This window comes from Escherichia sp. SCLE84 (genome assembly GCF_012584495.1).
In the GTDB taxonomy this organism is placed as follows: Bacteria; Pseudomonadota; Gammaproteobacteria; order Enterobacterales; family Enterobacteriaceae; genus ECMA0423.
In genome coordinates this window covers 4,217,139-4,233,708 of the sequence record NZ_CP051430.1, presented here as the reverse complement: position 1 = coordinate 4,233,708, position 16,570 = coordinate 4,217,139, and the positions used below count along the sequence as shown (strand labels likewise).

Here is a 16,570-nt window from a genome sequence, read left to right as displayed (position 1 = left end):
GCTCCTGACTACTGACGATTCGGGCAATGCAGGCGGGTCATCTCGCCTTCTCTGCCCCCGGGTGAAACTAGCGTAACGCTGATGCTGACACATCCCGCCTGCGATGTCTGCATTCGGTTGACCTGCCAGTTGGCAGGTGGCGAAATCGCGCGCAGTTGCGTTTGCTGCCAACCATGCCGCCAGAGCTGTTGGTACTGGTTTCTGCTGGCGAGACTGTTCATTAATGTTCGCTGGATACCCGATAACGCAGTGACAATCATCACCATCAGCACCATCGCAACCATTACCTCCGGCAGGCTAAAGCCTTGTTGATTCTTCAGGGAAGCTGACATAACGCCCTCTCTTTCAGCGGACAAAAATCGCTCCAGCCGCGTGGCGAAAAAACAATGTTTCCATCAATGACTTCGCCTGTTCGCCACAACGAAACGCCTTCATAACCGGCAATCAATAAGGCTTCATTATCTGCCAGTAAACGCAAACAAACCTGGGCATCGGTTCCAGCGTACTGCGAGCACTGAACTGCTGGCTGCGTCTGCCAGGAGTGCATTTTTCCCCACGCCAGCGCCGACTGAACGATGGCCTGGCGGCGCAATGACTGACTTTCCATGCTCACGCGAGAGGCAAAACTGCGATCCTGCTGACTCATTCCTTGCAATAGCAAGCTACCCAAAACCAGCAGCATCAGGACCAGAGCCAGTGACGAAACACCTTTTTCGCGGTTCACAGGTTGAATCCTGTCACGCTATAGCTGGCATCCACCACGGTTTGCGGTTCAGACTTACTGGCAGCACGCATATTAACCGTCAACACCGGCGAGAAGCCGCTGACATCCTGACGTACGACCTGAAAAGTGTCGATAATGATGGCATCCGGATTAGCGACTTTATCCCAGCCCTTACCTTCACAGGATGTCGCACCGCGTAGCGTTTCCAGCACATGCTCCTTCAGACGAAATCCAATCTGGTCAGACTCTTTTACCGGTTCGCGATCCCAGATACCGTTACTGTTCGCATCCCACTGCACAATGATACAGTCACCCTGTCCGACAATTTCCAGCCCTTCGCCGGTACAGCTGCCATGACAATAACCCGCCCTCTGGAGATGCTTCGCGACGGTAAATACCCGCAGCCAGATTTCATCTTCCAGCGCCAGCTTACGGGTGCTCGTTAAACTTTCACGCTGTAACGCAGGCAGAAAGCGTGCAGCCCCCAGCAACAATACGCTACTGATCGCCATAGCAATCAACACTTCCAGCAGAGAAAAACCTTGCTCTTTTACAGGCATCCTTCTGTTTCTCCTTGCTGACAAAGCCGGAGTCTTCCCCACGGCGAAACCACCAGCCACCACTCGCCCGTTGAGTTTTTGAAGCGAATATGCCCGGCCCATGCGGTATTGCGCAGGCCAAAGAAAGCAAGCGAAGGTGTCAGGTCGCTCATTTCGACTTCGGGCCAGCGTGGCACAAAGACCAATGGTGAACTGCCATGACAGGTATTGGCCCCAGCAGCGGAACTCACAAGGCACCATAACGTCCCCTCCCTGATAACGCTGATACTGTGGTCGCGGTTATGCCAGTTGGCATCTTCACGTAAATAGAGCAAATAGTCCCGCGCCTGGCTGGCGGTTTGCCATAGCCGTTGCGACTGCTGCCAGTATTGCCAGCCATAGAGTCCACTTGCGCTTAGCATGACCAAAATCAGCATCGCGACCAGCGTTTCAATCAGCGTATAACCACGTTGTGTTTTCATGCCGGCAGTATGGAGCGAGGAGAAAAAAAGACGAGGGCCAGTTTCTATTTCTTCGGCGCATCTTCCGGACTATTTACGCCGTTGCAGGACGTTGCAAAATTTCGGGAAGGCGTCTCGAAGAATTTAACGGAGGGTAAAAAAAACCGACGCACACTGGCGTCGGCTCTGGCAGGATGTTTCGTAATTAGATAGCCACCGGCGCTTTAATGCCCGGATGTGGATCGTAGCCTTCAATCTCAAAGTCTTCGAAACGGTAGTCGAAGATGGATTCGGGTTTACGTTTGATAATCAACTTCGGCAGCGGACGCGGTTCGCGGCTTAATTGCAGATGAGTTTGATCCATATGATTGCTGTACAGGTGCGTGTCGCCTCCCGTCCAGACAAAATCGCCCATTTCCAGATCACACTGCTGCGCCATCATATGCACCAGTAACGCGTAGCTGGCAATGTTAAACGGCAGGCCGAGGAAAACGTCACAGGAGCGCTGATAAAGCTGGCAAGAGAGTTTGCCGTCTGCCACATAGAACTGGAAGAACGCATGGCACGGTGCCAGCGCCATTTTATCCAGTTCGCCTACGTTCCACGCTGAAACAATAATGCGGCGCGAATCCGGGTCGTTTTTCAGCTGGTTCAGTACCGTAGTGATCTGGTCAATATGACGACCATCCGGCGTTGGCCAGGCGCGCCACTGTTTACCATACACTGGCCCGAGGTCGCCGTTTTCATCGGCCCATTCGTCCCAGATGGTGACATTGTTTTCGTGTAGATAAGCAATGTTAGTGTCGCCCTGCAGAAACCACAGCAGTTCATGGATGATGGAACGCAGGTGGCAACGTTTAGTTGTCACCAGCGGGAATCCATCCTGCAGGTTAAAACGCATCTGATGACCAAAAATGGAAAGCGTTCCGGTTCCGGTACGGTCGTTTTTCTGTGTGCCTTCGTCGAGCACTTTTTGCATCAGTTCTAAATACTGTTTCATGGTTCCTCAGGAAACGTGTTGCTGTGGGCTGCGACGATATGCCCAGACCATCATGATCACACCCGCGACAATCATCGGGATGGAAAGAATTTGCCCCATGCTGATGTACTGCACCCAGGCACCGGTAAACTGCGCGTCGGGCTGGCGGAAAAACTCAACAATGATGCGAAACGCGCCGTAGCCAATCAGGAACAAGCCAGAGACAGCTCCCATTGGGCGCGGTTTACGAATATACAGGTTGAGGATAATAAACAGCACCACACCTTCCAGCAGCAGCTCGTAAAGCTGTGATGGGTGGCGCGGCAGCACACCGTAAGTGTCGAAAATGGATTGCCACTGCGGGTTGGTTTGCAGCAGCAAAATATCTTCTGTACGGGAGCCTGGGAACAGCATGGCAAACGGGAAGTTCGGGTCAACGCGGCCCCACAATTCACCGTTAATAAAGTTGCCCAGACGCCCGGCACCAAGACCAAACGGAATGAGTGGTGCGATAAAATCAGAAACCTGGAAGAAGGAACGTTTAGTACGGCGGGCAAAGATAATCATCACCACGATAACGCCAATCAGGCCGCCGTGGAAAGACATGCCGCCGTCCCAGACACGGAACAGATACAGCGGATCGGCCATAAACTGCGGGAAATTGTAGAACAGAACATAACCAATACGTCCCCCGAGGAAGACGCCGAGGAAGCCCGCATAGAGTAAGTTTTCAACTTCATTTTTGGTCCAGCCGCTGCCCGGACGATTCGCCCGTCGTGTTGCCAGCCACATTGCAAAAATGAAACCCACCAGATACATCAGGCCGTACCAGTGAAGCGCCACGGGTCCTATTGAGAAAATGACCGGATCAAACTCCGGAAAATGCAGATAGCTACTGGTCATCTGTCACCACAAGTTCTTGTTATTTCGCTGAAAGAGAACAGCGATTGAAATGCGCGCCGCAGGTTTCAGGCGCTCCAAAGGTGCGAATAATAGCACAAGGGGACCTGGCTGGTTGCCGGATACCGTTAAAAGATATGTATATGATCTGCGCTATAACCCTCCGCGAATCAGCCCGCCCATGCCGCGACGCTCCATAAAGGCTGCAACCTGATGGCGAACTTCGGTCGCCAGTTGCGCTTCCAGACTACGCTGCGCAAGATTTTCTGCTTCGGCATAATCAATGCGCCGCAGCAGGTATTTTACCCGCGCTACAGAACGTCCGTTCATAGACAGATGGCGATACCCAAGCCCAATGAGGATTGCCACGCACATGGGATCGCCCGCCATTTCACCGCACAAACGGAGATCGATTCCATGTATTTCCGCTTCCCGGGCGATCATCGCCAGAGCTCGTAACATTGCAGGATGAAGACTGTCATAAATGTTCGCCACCCGGGTATTGTTGCGATCAACGGCCAGAATGTATTGAGTCAGATCGTTGGTGCCAACAGAGATGAAATCGACCCGCTTTGCCAGATGCGGCAGCATAAATACCATTGACGGCACTTCCAGCATGATGCCGATACGTGGTTTGGGAATTTCGTAACCGATCATCTCCTCGACTTCACGTCCGGCACGTTCAATCAGGCGGCGTGCTTCATCAACTTCATCGAGGCTTGTGACCATCGGCAACAGAATATTCAGGTTGCCCGTAGCAGCATTAGCACGCAGCATCGCCCGCACCTGGATCAAGAAGATCTCCGGCTGATCGAGCGTAATGCGAATCCCACGCCAACCCAGGCATGGATTCTCTTCGCTGATCGGCATGTAAGGCAGCTGCTTATCTGCTCCGACATCCAGCGTACGCAAGGTGACGGGTTTATCATTGAACATTTGCAGCATCCCCTGATACTGCGCCACCTGTTCTTCTTCCGACGGGAAACCACTTTGCAGCATGAATGGGATTTCAGTGCGATAAAGACCGATGCCATCAATACGGCTGCCCAGTTTTTCTTCATGTTCCGGGCTTAAACCAGCATTGAGCATGACTTTTATACGCTCACCGCTTTTTAACTGCGCGGGTAAATTGACGTCATCTTCCGCCAGACGGCTAAGCTCAATCTCTTCACTAATTAGCCGCTGATATTCTTGCAGCAGTACCGGCTCCGGATCGACCAGCAATTCACCGCGATAGCCATCAACGATCAGCGTCCTACGATGCAGCACCGAAGGCTGAATATCCGCGCCCATCACGGTAGGGATCCCCAGCGCACGTACCATGATCGCAGCATGGGAGTTGGCTGCGCCATCTCGCACGACAACACCGACTAAGCGATCCTGGGGCAGCTCAGCAAGAGTTGTCGCTGACAGTTCATCTGCCACCAGAATGAAACGTTCCGGCCAGGCGTTCGGCCCTTGATTAGCGTCATCAAGATGAAACAGCAATCGCTGACCCAGCGCACGTAAATCGCCAGCCCGCTCTTTGAGATAGTTATCGCTTAGCGCGGCAAACTGTTCGGCAAATTTTTCAATGACCGTTTTTACCGCCCACTCTGCCACCGAGCCTTTATCAACCTCGGCAAACAATTCGCGACGCAGCCGGGTGTCCGAAAGCAGGTGCGAGTAAAGATCGAAAATAGCCGCCGTTTCTTTTTGTGCACCGGCGGCAAAGCGTTTGCTGTAGCGGCGAAACTCGTTTGCCGCTTCTTCCAGCGCCCCGGTCAGTCGTTCGCGTTCCAGAGCCGGATCCAGCGTTGATGCCTGATACACCTGTTCCATTAAAGGTAACGTGGCATCCTGCCAGCCTTCGGCAATCGCCACACCAGGTGCTGCCGGTAATGCGCGGATTCGCGTCTGGCGATATTGCCCAAACAGGGCAGTCAACTGCGACTGAGAAAGAATAGCTGCCATCTGGGTGGCAAGCGTCACCAGGAAGGATTCTTCACTTTCGTCATACTGGCGCAACTCTCGTTGCTGTACCACCAGTACACCAAGCAACTGGCGACGTTGAATAATTGGTACGCCTAAAAACGCGCGGAAACGTTCTTCTTTTACGGAGGGGATGTATTTGAAGCTGGGGTGCTTTTGCGCATCTGCAAGGTTTATCGGTTCCGCCAGCCTGCCAACCAGGCCGACGATCCCTTCATCAAACGCGAGCGTTACAGTGCGACCGCGTGGTTTTTTCAGCCCCCGGGTCGCCATCAGGTAGTAACAACGTCGATCATGATCGGCCAGGTAGACCGAACAGACCTCGGTATCCATCGCAAGACAGATGTCGGTAACCAGAATATTTAACGCCTCATTCAGGCGTGGTGCGCTGGCTACCTTTTCGACTATTTCGCGCAGGCGAGTGAGCATAATTGGCGTGACTTAACCTCTTTTACGTCGATAAGCAGATGCGTTTTGTGGTTTTGGCGTATTTTCCTGCAGTGACATCACCACACTCGCGAACTCTTTCATTACCCTACGGTAGACATCACGTTTAAATGACACCACCTGTCTGACCGGATACCAGTAACTTACCCATCGCCAGCCGTCAAACTCTGGTGTACTGCTGGTTTGCATATTGATTTCTGCATCGCCGCTCACCAGCTGCAAGAGAAACCATTTTTGTTTTTGGCCGATACAAACCGGCTTCGTGTCCCAACGCACCAAACGTTTCGGTAATTTGTAGCGCAACCAGTTACGCGTTGAAGCAAGGATTCGAACGTCTTTGCGGCTTAATCCTACTTCTTCAAACAATTCACGGTACATCGCCTGCTCTGCGGATTCTCCGGGGTTGATTCCGCCTTGCGGAAATTGCCAGGAGTGCTGACCAAATCGCCGGGCCCACATTACCTGCCCCTGGCGATTACAAATCACGATACCTACGTTTGGGCGGTAGCCATCGTCATCAATCACCGGACTACCTCAAAATAAAGCTTTATATACGAATGATTGTTTCATACTCCAGGAAGACGGTAAACCACTCTCTGCAGGGCATTACACACTAATAACAATTGAATAACTCACAGTTATGTGCAGAGTTATAAACAGAGGAAGGGGTGGATAGCCGTTTTTATTCACCTTTTCTGTGGATAGAGTTGTGAAGAACTACGGAATTACTACGGGAAAACCCAGAGCATTCTGAATAAGCCCGATATAGACATTTTAAAATATTCATTATTAGTCAATGCATTACATGTAATTTGAGTAATGAAAAAGAGTAATTCGTGACCCAGGTCACACCTCTCATTTACGGGTTGGCGAAAGATCAACCAATGCCGTATTTATCCACAGAATGTGCCACTAAGTTAAGCACTGAACCACTAAAAACTGGAGTTTCATCGCACGTCAAGGCTGTAAATGGAAACAGTAGTGGAGGTTTTTCACAGTTATCCCAGCTTTCTGTGGATAACATGGTGTAAGATCCTGTTTATTTTCAGTGACCAGATTTGGAAAACCTATTGCAGTGTTGCGCAACTCGATTACCGGCAGCCTAAAAAGCAATATAAATCAGGGAATTGAACAACACATGTGGAAAAAGTTACACTGCGAATATTCGGCACATAATTGCTGTTTGTTTTTTAATCAAGGTATCATGACATGTCCCAACCTCGCCCACTGCTCTCTCCTCCCGAAACTGAAGAACAGTTGTTAGCGCAAGCACAGCAACTTTCTGGTTATACATTGGGAGAACTGGCGGCACTTGCCGGGCTTGTTACGCCAGAGAATTTAAAACGCGATAAGGGCTGGATTGGCGTGTTACTGGAGATCTGGCTAGGTGCCAGCGCAGGGAGTAAACCTGAGCAAGATTTTGCCGCTCTGGGCGTGGAACTTAAAACTATCCCTGTGGATAGTCTTGGTCGTCCGCTGGAAACAACATTCGTTTGTGTTGCCCCGTTAACGGGTAATAGCGGGGTGACCTGGGAAACCAGCCATGTGCGCCACAAGCTCAAACGCGTACTGTGGATACCGGTTGAAGGCGAGCGCAGCATCCCGCTGGCGCAGCGTCGCGTAGGATCACCGTTGCTGTGGAGCCCGAATGAAGAGGAAGACCGACAGCTACGCGAAGACTGGGAAGAATTAATGGATATGATTGTTCTCGGTCAGGTTGAGCGGATCACCGCTCGTCACGGGGAATATTTACAGATAAGACCGAAAGCAGCGAATGCGAAAGCGCTTACCGAAGCCATTGGTGCCCGGGGCGAACGGATTCTGACGCTGCCACGCGGCTTTTATTTGAAGAAGAATTTCACCAGTGCACTACTGGCCCGTCATTTTCTGATCCAGTAGCCATCGCTTTGACCTGCCGCTTTCCGGGCATATAATTACCGCTTCATTTTTTTGGCAGGGCTTTTTAGATGTTATTTGCATGGATAACCGATCCTAACGCCTGGCTTGCGCTCGGTACGCTGACGCTGCTGGAGATCGTTCTTGGGATCGACAATATTATTTTCCTTTCTCTGGTGGTGGCAAAGCTTCCCACAGCACAACGTGCTCATGCGCGCCGTCTGGGGTTGGCGGGAGCCATGGTTATGCGTCTGGCGCTGCTGGCATCAATCGCCTGGGTTACGCGCCTGACAAATCCGCTTTTTACAATATTCAGTCAGGAAATTTCTGCCCGTGATTTGATTCTGCTTCTGGGTGGCTTGTTCCTTATCTGGAAAGCCAGCAAGGAAATCCACGAATCCATTGAAGGTGAAGAAGAAGGGCTGAAAACACGCGTTTCATCATTCCTCGGCGCTATCGTGCAGATTATGCTGCTGGATATTATCTTTAGCCTCGACTCGGTGATTACGGCTGTGGGTCTGTCAGATCACCTGTTTATTATGATGGCAGCCGTGGTGATTGCCGTAGGCGTGATGATGTTCGCCGCGCGCTCGATTGGTGATTTTGTCGAACGCCATCCTTCGGTAAAAATGCTGGCGCTCTCTTTCCTGATTCTGGTGGGCTTTACCCTGATTCTGGAAAGTTTCGACATCCACGTACCGAAAGGTTACATCTACTTCGCGATGTTCTTCTCTATTGCGGTTGAAAGCCTCAACTTGATTCGCAACAAAAAGAATCCGCTCTGATACTCCGTACGCTCTCCTGCGGGAGGGCGTACTCACTCCTTTTACCCTCACAGTTTAAGATTTTCCTGCTTTCAAGATATATAACGTCGGTTTATAAACAGACTATTATCATAGGTAGGCCAAATGAGGATAACCGGATGAAAAAATGGGCAGTAATAATTTCTGCAGTCGGACTGGTGTTTGCTGTTTCCGGGTGTTCCAGTGATTACGTCATGGCGACCAAAGATGGCCGTATGATTTTGACCGATGGAAAACCTGAAATTGATGATGATACCGGGCTGGTGAGTTATCACGATCAGCAAGGTAACGCGATGCAAATTAACCGTGATGATGTTTCGCAAATTATTGAACGTTAACAAATAAGGTCAGCATCCGGCTGGCCTTAAGATTTTTCTCTTTCCCTTTTCCCTTCCCTCTGCCATTTTTATATTCCTTATGTCGTGATTATAAAAAGGAAACGGCTATGCAATATCACCGTATACCCCACAGTTCGCTGGAAGTCAGCACGCTGGGGCTTGGCACGATGACGTTTGGTGAACAGAACAGCGAAGCCGACGCCCACGCACAACTCGACTATGCCGTCGCTCAGGGCATTAACCTTATCGACGTTGCCGAAATGTACCCAGTACCTCCGCGCCCCGAAACGCAAGGGTTAACCGAAACCTACGTCGGCAACTGGCTGGCGAAACATGGCAGCCGCGAAAAGTTAATTATCGCCTCCAAAGTGAGCGGACCGTCGCGCAATAATGACAAGGGCATCCGCCCGGATCAGGCGCTGGATCGGAAGAATATCCGCGAAGCGCTGCATGACAGCCTCAAGCGCCTACAGACTGATTACCTCGATCTTTATCAGGTGCACTGGCCGCAGCGCCCGACCAACTGCTTCGGCAAACTCGGTTATAGCTGGACGGATTCTGCGCCTGCGGTTTCGCTGCTGGATACGCTGGACGCACTGGCAGAGTACCAACGCGCGGGAAAAATTCGTTATATCGGCGTGTCGAACGAAACTGCATTTGGCGTAATGCGCTACCTGCATCTGGCGGACAAACACGATCTGCCGCGTATTGTCACCATTCAGAACCCTTACAGTCTGTTAAACCGCAGTTTTGAAGTAGGTCTGGCAGAAGTCAGCCAGTATGAAGGGGTCGAACTGCTGGCCTATTCGTGCCTGGGTTTCGGCACGCTGACCGGGAAATATCTCAATGGTGCAAAACCCGCTGGCGCACGTAATACGCTCTTTAGTCGGTTCACCCGCTATAGCGGTGAGCAAACGCAAAAAGCCGTCGCGGCGTATGTTGATATCGCCAGACGTCATGGCCTGGACCCTGCTCAGATGGCGCTCGCGTTTGTACGCCGTCAACCGTTTGTTGCCAGCACTCTGCTGGGCGCAACCACGATGGATCAGCTGAAAACTAACATCGAAAGTTTGCATCTGGAGTTAAGCGAAGACGTATTAGCTGAAATTGAAGCGGTGCATCAGGTTTATACTTATCCGGCACCATAAGATTAACGCCGGTTAAAACCGGCGTTAAATATTAATGACGGCGCTGCCAGATCCACAGCGCCGTTATTGCCAGCGCAAACAGCGCACCGAAGCCAATGCCAATGGGCACGACCGGGATGCCTATCATTACCGCCAGCGAGTAAATGCCCAGCATCAACAACATGGCGCTGTTTTCGCCAAGGTTTTGTACTGCAATCGCATTCCCCGCCCCGACGCTTTTTTTACCCCGCTCCTGTAGCAACGCATTGAGCGGAACGACAAAAAAGCCCCCCATCACGCCAATCAGCATCAACAAGGCATAGGCTGGCAGCAGCTCGTGTTGCAGGGAAAAAATCAGTACCACCACGCCAATCAAAATCCCGGCTGGCATACAGCGTGACACGGTTTCCAGCGTAACTAACTTCGCTGCCGCACCTGCGCCAACCACGATACCAATCGCTACCATCGCGTTGAGATAGGTGGGCGTAGCGTTATCGGTAATGCCCAGCGCCACCGGTACCCACAGCACCAACAGGAAACGCAGCGTGACACCCGCTCCCCAGAATAAACTGGTGCCCACCAGCGAAAAACGCGTTTCACCATTGCGCCATAGCGAGGTGCAGGCATTCAGGAAACTGCGGGTCATGTTGATGAGATTCCAGGACTGCCCCGGACGCGCCGCCGCCAGTTTGGGAATGTAGATATTGGCAACGACCGCACCACCGTAGGCCAGTGCGCATGCGGCCAGGGCGACGAGGACATGCCAGTCAGCCAGCACACCACCGGCTACGGAACCGAGCAAAATCGCCGCTATGGTAGAAGCTTCCATTAAACCGTTAGCTTTCACTAACTTACTACCCGTGGTTAATTCGCCGAGAATACCGTATTTCGCCGGTGAATAGGCTGCAGCACCAACACCCACCAGCGTATAGCCGAGAAACGGATTGATACCAAAGCAGATACTGGCTGCGCCCAGCAGCTTCAGGCCGTTGGCAAACATCATCACCCGGCCTTTGGCGAAGCTATCCGCCACCTGCCCGACAAACGGCGCAAAAAGAATGTAAGCACCTACAAACACCATTTGCAGGATGGGCTGGCTCCACTCCGGATAGAACTGCGCTTTCAGTAACGCCAGAGTGGCAAACAGTAGGGCATTATCGCCAAACGCAGAGAGAAACTGCGCCACGATAACCGCTTTCATCCCCTTCGACCACAACGAAGTGTTAGTGTGCACTGACTCACTCATCGTGTTGTTCCGCTTCGTCTACCCAGCTTTTCAACGTGACAAAGTCAGGTTTGCCGCTGCCAAGTAATGGCATCTGTTTCAGATAGCGAATATCGCGCGGTACAGCAAGCTCCGGCACGCCGTGCTCGCGGGCATACTGTTGCAACTTATCGCGCGTCAGTTCGTTATCTGTGGTGAAAAGCACCAGTGCCTCGCCTTTGCTGGCATCGCTCTTAATCGCAGTGGCATGGACTTTATCTGGCGAAACACCAAGTGCCAGTTGTTCCACCATTTCCAGCGACACCATTTCGCCTGCAATTTTGGCAAAGCGTTTTGCGCGGCCCTGAATCTGCACAAAGCCCTGCTCGTCAAAACGCACAATATCGCCAGTGTCATACCAGCCGCGCTCCATTTCGCCGCGAACATTCTCGGCGGTGGGCACTTCCAGTACACCTGGCTTCTCCACCCGCAGATAGCCGTTCATTATGTTCGGCCCTTTCAGTTGCAGGCGTCCGCCCTCTTCGATACCAGGGACCGACAACAGGCGCGCATCCATTCCTGGTAGAATACGCCCTACCGTACCGGGTTTCGCCGCCATCGGTACGTTGATAGAAACGACAGGCGCGCATTCGGTCACGCCGTAGCCTTCAAGGATGCGCAGGCCAAATTTATCCTGCCAAAGCTGTTTGGTACTTTCTTGTAATTTTTCTGCGCCTGCCACCACATAGCGTAGACGATAGAAGTCATACGGGTTGGCGAAACGCGCGTAGTGACCGAGGAAAGTCGAGGTGCCGAACAACACGGTGCAACTGCGGTCATACACCAACTCCGGCACAATGCGGTAATGCAGCGGGCTTGGATAAAGGAACACTTCTGCACCTGTAAGCAGTGGCGTAAACAGGCCTACCGTCAGCCCAAAGGAGTGAAACAGCGGTAACGCCGACATAAAGCGATCGTTGGTGGTGAAGTCGGCAATCGTTTTAATCTGCTCGACATTCGCCAGAATGCTTTTATGGCTATGGACGACGCCTTTCGGATGGCCTTCAGAACCGGAGGTAAAGAGGATCAGCGCCTCTTCTTCCGGCTGCTGTTTAACCTGTGCCAGACGCGGCATCAGCAAATGAGCGAAGATCCATACTTTGTCGGCAGTGGTGACATCTGCTTTTAAATCTTCCAGATAGACCCAGCGCACCTGAGTAAGTTGCTCCGGCAGATGCCAGAGTTTGCCTTTATCGAGAAACTGGCGGGAAGTGAAGATGGTTTTGATTTCAGCCGCCGTAATAGCACTGGTCAGCCCTTTTACCCCGGCAGTGTAGTTCATCATTGCGGGCATGCGGCGACGGGCGATGGCCCCAAAAATCACTGCCGCACTGATGCCTGCATTGGGCAGCATTAAGCCGATGCGTTCGCCTTCAACACTGTATTTTTCAAGGATGCGTCCAACAAACAGCGTTTTCGTAAGCAATTTGCGATAGGAGTCTGGGGTAAAGTTGACGTCTTCGACACATTTCTTCCCGGCTCCGAAGCGGTACATTGCACTCAGTAAAGATTCGTACAGCGTTTCACGCGGGCGCACCGCCATTCGCGCTTCCATCATTATTTGATGCAGCATTTCGCCAGCGATTTTGCGACGGTCACGGGCACGCGGCGCATCCGGCATCGCCACCTGCGTTGGTGGCAAAATATGCAGAGTAATTTGCGGGAACAAGCGACGTTTAACCAGACCTTTCAGGCGGCTGAAGTGCGTAAGTTCCGCCCCTTCAATACGCACAGGAATAACCGTTGCACCAGACTTCGCCGCGACAAAACCCGCGCCATCGTAGATTTTCATCAGCGAGCCTGTAGTGGTGATGCGTCCTTCAGGGAAAATCACCACTGGTCGGCCCTGTTCCACCAGACGTACCAGATGTTTAATAGCCATAGGTTGCGTCGGGTCGAGAGGAACAAAGTCGATAAATGATTTCAGCCAACGCATATACCACTGTTGGCTTATTGAGGTGTAAACGGCAAACACTGGACGCACAGGTAAAAACAGTCCAAGCAAAATGCCATCAATAAAAGAGACGTGATTAGGCGTAATTAGAACGCGCTCGCCCTTCAGTGCCTGGGTGTCACCCGTAACGCGAACGCGATACAAAACACGGCACAAATTTCGAAAAAAGCTAAAAAGCATTCCAACTCCCTTTGCTCTGATTCAGTAAAAGCGAATGGAGGGAGATTACACGAGATAAAGAACGCGAGCGACAGTAAATTAGGTGCGAAAAAAAACCTGCGCATCCGCGCAGGTTGGTGCAAGAGACAGGGTACGAAGAGCGTACCGAATAATCTCACCAATCAATACCTCTGGGATCTTGATTGTGGTCTGCACGACGACTCTTCGCCAGCGAGAAAACGCAAAGGAATGAAGGGAAATGCAACGAGGTGTGTAAATTGTCGGTTACTGTTACAGATTGATGACCGGCAAAAAAAAACCTGCGCATCTGCGCAGGCTGGTGTAATTCATGTGCTCAACCCGAAGTTGACTTCACCTATCAATACCTCTGGGATCACCACTTTAGCAACCTGAAGCCAAACGCCACCAGCGGTCAATCGCAACAGCGTTTCGCAAAGTGTAACCAAAGGTTTGCAATCTCTTTTTTTGTCTTACTTATTTGCGTTTGGCTCACATTCCCACGATGAAAACACGCCACCCCTTGAACCAACGGGCGTTTTCCGTAACACTGAAAGAATGTAAGCGTTTACCCACTAAGGTATTTTCATGGCGACCATAAAGGATGTAGCCCGACTGGCAGGCGTTTCAGTCGCCACCGTTTCCCGCGTCATTAATAATTCACCTAAAGCCAGTGAAGCTTCCCGGCTGGCTGTGCATAGTGCAATGGAGTCTCTTAGCTATCACCCGAACGCCAACGCCCGTGCGCTGGCGCAGCAGACCACTGAAACGGTCGGTCTGATCGTTGGTGATGTTTCCGATCCGTTTTTCGGTGCAATGGTGAAAGCGGTCGAACAGGTGGCTTATCACACCGGTAATTTCTTATTGATTGGCAACGGTTACCACAACGAACAAAAAGAGCGTCAGGCTATTGAGCAACTGATCCGCCATCGCTGTGCTGCGTTGGTCGTCCATGCCAAAATGATCCCGGATGCCGATTTAGCCTCATTAATGAAACAAATGCCCGGTATGGTGCTGATCAACCGTATCCTGCCTGGCTTTGAAAACCGTTGTATTGCTCTTGACGATCGTTACGGTGCCTGGCTGGCAACGCGTCATTTAATTCAGCAAGGTCATACCCGCATTGGTTATCTGTGCTCTAACCACTCTATTTCTGACGCCGAAGATCGTCTGCAAGGGTATTACGATGCCCTTGCTGAAAGTGGTATTGCGGCCAATGACCGGCTGGTGACATTTGGCGAACCAGACGAAAGCGGCGGCGAACAGGCAATGACCGAGCTTTTGGGACGAGGAAGAAATTTCACTGCGGTAGCCTGTTATAACGATTCAATGGCGGCGGGTGCGATGGGCGTTCTCAATGATAATGGTATTGATGTACCGGGTGAGATTTCGTTAATTGGCTTTGATGATGTGCTGGTGTCACGCTATGTGCGTCCGCGCCTGACCACCGTGCGTTACCCAATCGTGACGATGGCGACCCAGGCTGCCGAACTGGCTTTGGCGCTGGCGGATAATCGCCCTCTCCCGGAAATCACTAATGTCTTTAGTCCGACGCTGGTACGTCGTCATTCAGTGTCAACTCCGTCGCTGGAGGCAAGTCATCATGCAACCAGCGACTAACCGCAGTTAAAGCAATTCCAGCGCCAGTAATTCTTCGATGGTCTGGCGACGGCGAATCAACCGCGCCTGACCATTATCAAACAGAACTTCTGGTAACAGCGGACGGCTATTGTAGTTGGATGACATTGATGCGCCATATGCCCCTGTATCATGCAGTACCAGATAATCACCCGCCTTCACTTCCGGCAAGGCGCGGGTTTCAACATTTCCCCCTTCCTGCTGGGTAAAGACATCGCCCGATTCACATAATGGCCCGGCGACGACGGTTTCCACCGTTGGCGCGTGTTCCAGAGAACGACCATCAGCTGCCAGGGCACTGATATGGTGGTAACTACCGTACATTGCCGGGCGCATCAGATCGTTGAACCCGACATCAACCAGCACAAAGTGGCGGCTACCCATTTGTTTGACGCTCCGCACCTGAGTAATTAACACGCCAGACTGCGCTACCAGAAAGCGACCCGGTTCAATTTCCAGTTTCACAGGGTGGCCCAAATGGCGAGCGATTTGCTCACGCGCGGCATTCCACAGACCATAATAATGTTCGGTATCAACCGCCTCTTCACCCTGTTGATAAGGAATAGAAAGCCCACCGCCCGCAGAAATAGCCTGTAAATCCTGACCGAATTCGATGACCTGACGTACCATAGCACCACACACCTGTTCCAGATGGGCATAATCAACGCCAGAACCAATGTGCATGTGAATGCCGACCAGCTGCAAATGATGACGTTGTATCACGTCCAGTGCGGCGGGCAGATCGGTGTACCAGATACCGTGCTTGCTGTTTTCGCCACCGGTATTGGTTTTTTGGCTATGTCCGTGACCAAACCCCGGGTTAACGCGCAGCCATACCCGATGCCCTGGCGAAACCTGGCCCAGTTGGTCGAGCATATCAACAGAACCCGCATTCACCGGAATTTGCAATTCACTGACGCGTTCAAGCGTCGCCTGATCGATAACATCTGCCGTAAAAACAATATCATCGGGGTGCGTTTGCGGATTGTAACCCGCCGCCAACGCACGCTCTATTTCGCCTAACGAGACGGAATCCACTTTCACGCCCTGCTCACGCATTAAGCGCAAAATATGAATATTGGAACAGGCTTTCTGTGCAAAGCGCACCACATCAAACTGTTTCAGCGCTGCAATCTGCCGACGAATAATTTGCGCATCGTAGACCCACACCGGGCAGCCAAATTCAGCGGGCAAACGCAGCAGATTTTCGGCGGTGAGATCGGTATCGGTGCTGAACAGTGAATGTGGCATAACAAACTCCAGATAAGTGCTTTTTTATGATTACGCCACATCATAAAAAGAATAAAAAATATCGATTTATGTCGAGTCTATGCAAAAATGATATGGATTAC

Annotated in this window: 17 protein-coding genes; 5 read left to right on the top strand and 12 right to left on the bottom strand. The window is 51.7% G+C overall.

The window, feature by feature from the left end; genetic code table 11:
• Positions 1-8 precede the first annotated feature (8 nt).
• The 9 genes from HGD79_RS20545 to ygdT all read right to left on the bottom strand — a co-directional run bounded on the left by HGD79_RS20545 (position 9) and on the right by ygdT (position 7,045).
• Positions 9-332 carry a prepilin-type N-terminal cleavage/methylation domain-containing protein gene (locus HGD79_RS20545; RefSeq protein ID WP_001276478.1) on the bottom strand — a complete coding sequence of 108 codons (324 nt, stop codon included), beginning with the start codon at positions 330-332 and terminating at the stop codon, positions 9-11.
• Entirely contained in the window at positions 317-724 is a 408-nt protein-coding gene (locus tag HGD79_RS20540; RefSeq protein ID WP_001078388.1) for a DUF2509 family protein, read from the bottom strand. The genes HGD79_RS20545 and HGD79_RS20540 overlap by 16 nt, the downstream gene beginning before the upstream one ends.
• Positions 721-1,284, bottom strand: coding sequence for a prepilin peptidase-dependent protein (locus HGD79_RS20535; protein WP_168848487.1), 564 nt, complete (start codon positions 1,282-1,284; stop codon positions 721-723). The genes HGD79_RS20540 and HGD79_RS20535 overlap by 4 nt, the downstream gene beginning before the upstream one ends.
• On the bottom strand, positions 1,275-1,745 hold the full coding sequence (locus HGD79_RS20530) for a prepilin peptidase-dependent protein (protein WP_000857051.1): 471 nt from the start codon (positions 1,743-1,745) through the stop codon (positions 1,275-1,277). Before HGD79_RS20530 ends, HGD79_RS20535 begins: the two co-directional genes overlap by 10 nt.
• A 184-nt stretch (positions 1,746-1,929) precedes the next feature.
• Positions 1,930-2,724 carry a thymidylate synthase gene (gene thyA, locus HGD79_RS20525; protein ID WP_168848486.1) on the bottom strand — a complete coding sequence of 265 codons (795 nt, stop codon included), beginning with the start codon at positions 2,722-2,724 and terminating at the stop codon, positions 1,930-1,932.
• A 6-nt stretch (positions 2,725-2,730) separates the two neighbouring features.
• Positions 2,731-3,606, bottom strand: a complete 876-nt coding sequence (lgt, locus tag HGD79_RS20520; protein WP_000204658.1) for a prolipoprotein diacylglyceryl transferase — start codon at positions 3,604-3,606, stop codon at positions 2,731-2,733.
• A 150-nt stretch (positions 3,607-3,756) separates the two neighbouring features.
• The gene (gene ptsP / locus HGD79_RS20515; RefSeq protein ID WP_000957914.1) at positions 3,757-6,003 is read right to left on the bottom strand and encodes a phosphoenolpyruvate--protein phosphotransferase; all 2,247 of its coding nucleotides are present in this window, start codon (positions 6,001-6,003) and stop codon (positions 3,757-3,759) included.
• A 12-nt stretch (positions 6,004-6,015) separates the two neighbouring features.
• Complete coding sequence (gene rppH / locus HGD79_RS20510; protein WP_000564489.1) at positions 6,016-6,546, bottom strand: RNA pyrophosphohydrolase; 531 nt, start codon at positions 6,544-6,546, stop codon at positions 6,016-6,018.
• Between the two features lie 352 nt (positions 6,547-6,898).
• A complete protein-coding gene (gene ygdT / locus HGD79_RS26910) occupies positions 6,899-7,045 on the bottom strand; it encodes a protein YgdT (RefSeq protein ID WP_000953278.1) in 147 nt (48 codons plus the stop codon).
• A 185-nt stretch (positions 7,046-7,230) separates the two neighbouring features.
• Between ygdT and mutH the strand changes: the two genes are divergently transcribed.
• From mutH to HGD79_RS20490, 4 genes are all read left to right on the top strand, one after another.
• Positions 7,231-7,920: a DNA mismatch repair endonuclease MutH gene (gene mutH / locus HGD79_RS20505; RefSeq protein ID WP_000082188.1), complete on the top strand. Its 690-nt coding sequence runs from the start codon at positions 7,231-7,233 to the stop codon at positions 7,918-7,920.
• Between the two features lie 68 nt (positions 7,921-7,988).
• Entirely contained in the window at positions 7,989-8,702 is a 714-nt protein-coding gene (locus HGD79_RS20500; RefSeq protein WP_000895624.1) for a TerC family protein, read from the top strand.
• 137 nt (positions 8,703-8,839) lie between these two features.
• Entirely contained in the window at positions 8,840-9,058 is a 219-nt protein-coding gene (gene ygdR, locus HGD79_RS20495) for a lipoprotein YgdR (RefSeq protein ID WP_139496405.1), read from the top strand.
• 107 nt (positions 9,059-9,165) lie between these two features.
• The gene (locus HGD79_RS20490; RefSeq protein ID WP_001199295.1) at positions 9,166-10,206 is read left to right on the top strand and encodes an NADP(H)-dependent aldo-keto reductase; all 1,041 of its coding nucleotides are present in this window, start codon (positions 9,166-9,168) and stop codon (positions 10,204-10,206) included.
• 31 nt (positions 10,207-10,237) lie between these two features.
• Here the strand turns inward: HGD79_RS20490 and lplT are convergent, their stop codons facing one another.
• Positions 10,238-11,431 carry a lysophospholipid transporter LplT gene (gene lplT / locus HGD79_RS20485; protein ID WP_000004616.1) on the bottom strand — a complete coding sequence of 398 codons (1,194 nt, stop codon included), beginning with the start codon at positions 11,429-11,431 and terminating at the stop codon, positions 10,238-10,240.
• Complete coding sequence (gene aas, locus HGD79_RS20480) at positions 11,424-13,583, bottom strand: bifunctional acyl-ACP--phospholipid O-acyltransferase/long-chain-fatty-acid--ACP ligase (RefSeq protein WP_000899054.1); 2,160 nt, start codon at positions 13,581-13,583, stop codon at positions 11,424-11,426. The genes lplT and aas overlap by 8 nt, the downstream gene beginning before the upstream one ends.
• A gap of 585 nt (positions 13,584-14,168) precedes the next feature.
• Here aas and galR point away from each other — a divergent pair.
• Complete coding sequence (gene galR, locus HGD79_RS20475) at positions 14,169-15,200, top strand: HTH-type transcriptional regulator GalR (RefSeq protein WP_000201048.1); 1,032 nt, start codon at positions 14,169-14,171, stop codon at positions 15,198-15,200.
• Between the two features lie 6 nt (positions 15,201-15,206).
• Here galR and lysA read toward each other — a convergent pair whose 3' ends face one another.
• Positions 15,207-16,469, bottom strand: coding sequence for a diaminopimelate decarboxylase (lysA, locus tag HGD79_RS20470; RefSeq protein WP_001120707.1), 1,263 nt, complete (start codon positions 16,467-16,469; stop codon positions 15,207-15,209).
• Positions 16,470-16,570 lie beyond the last annotated feature (101 nt).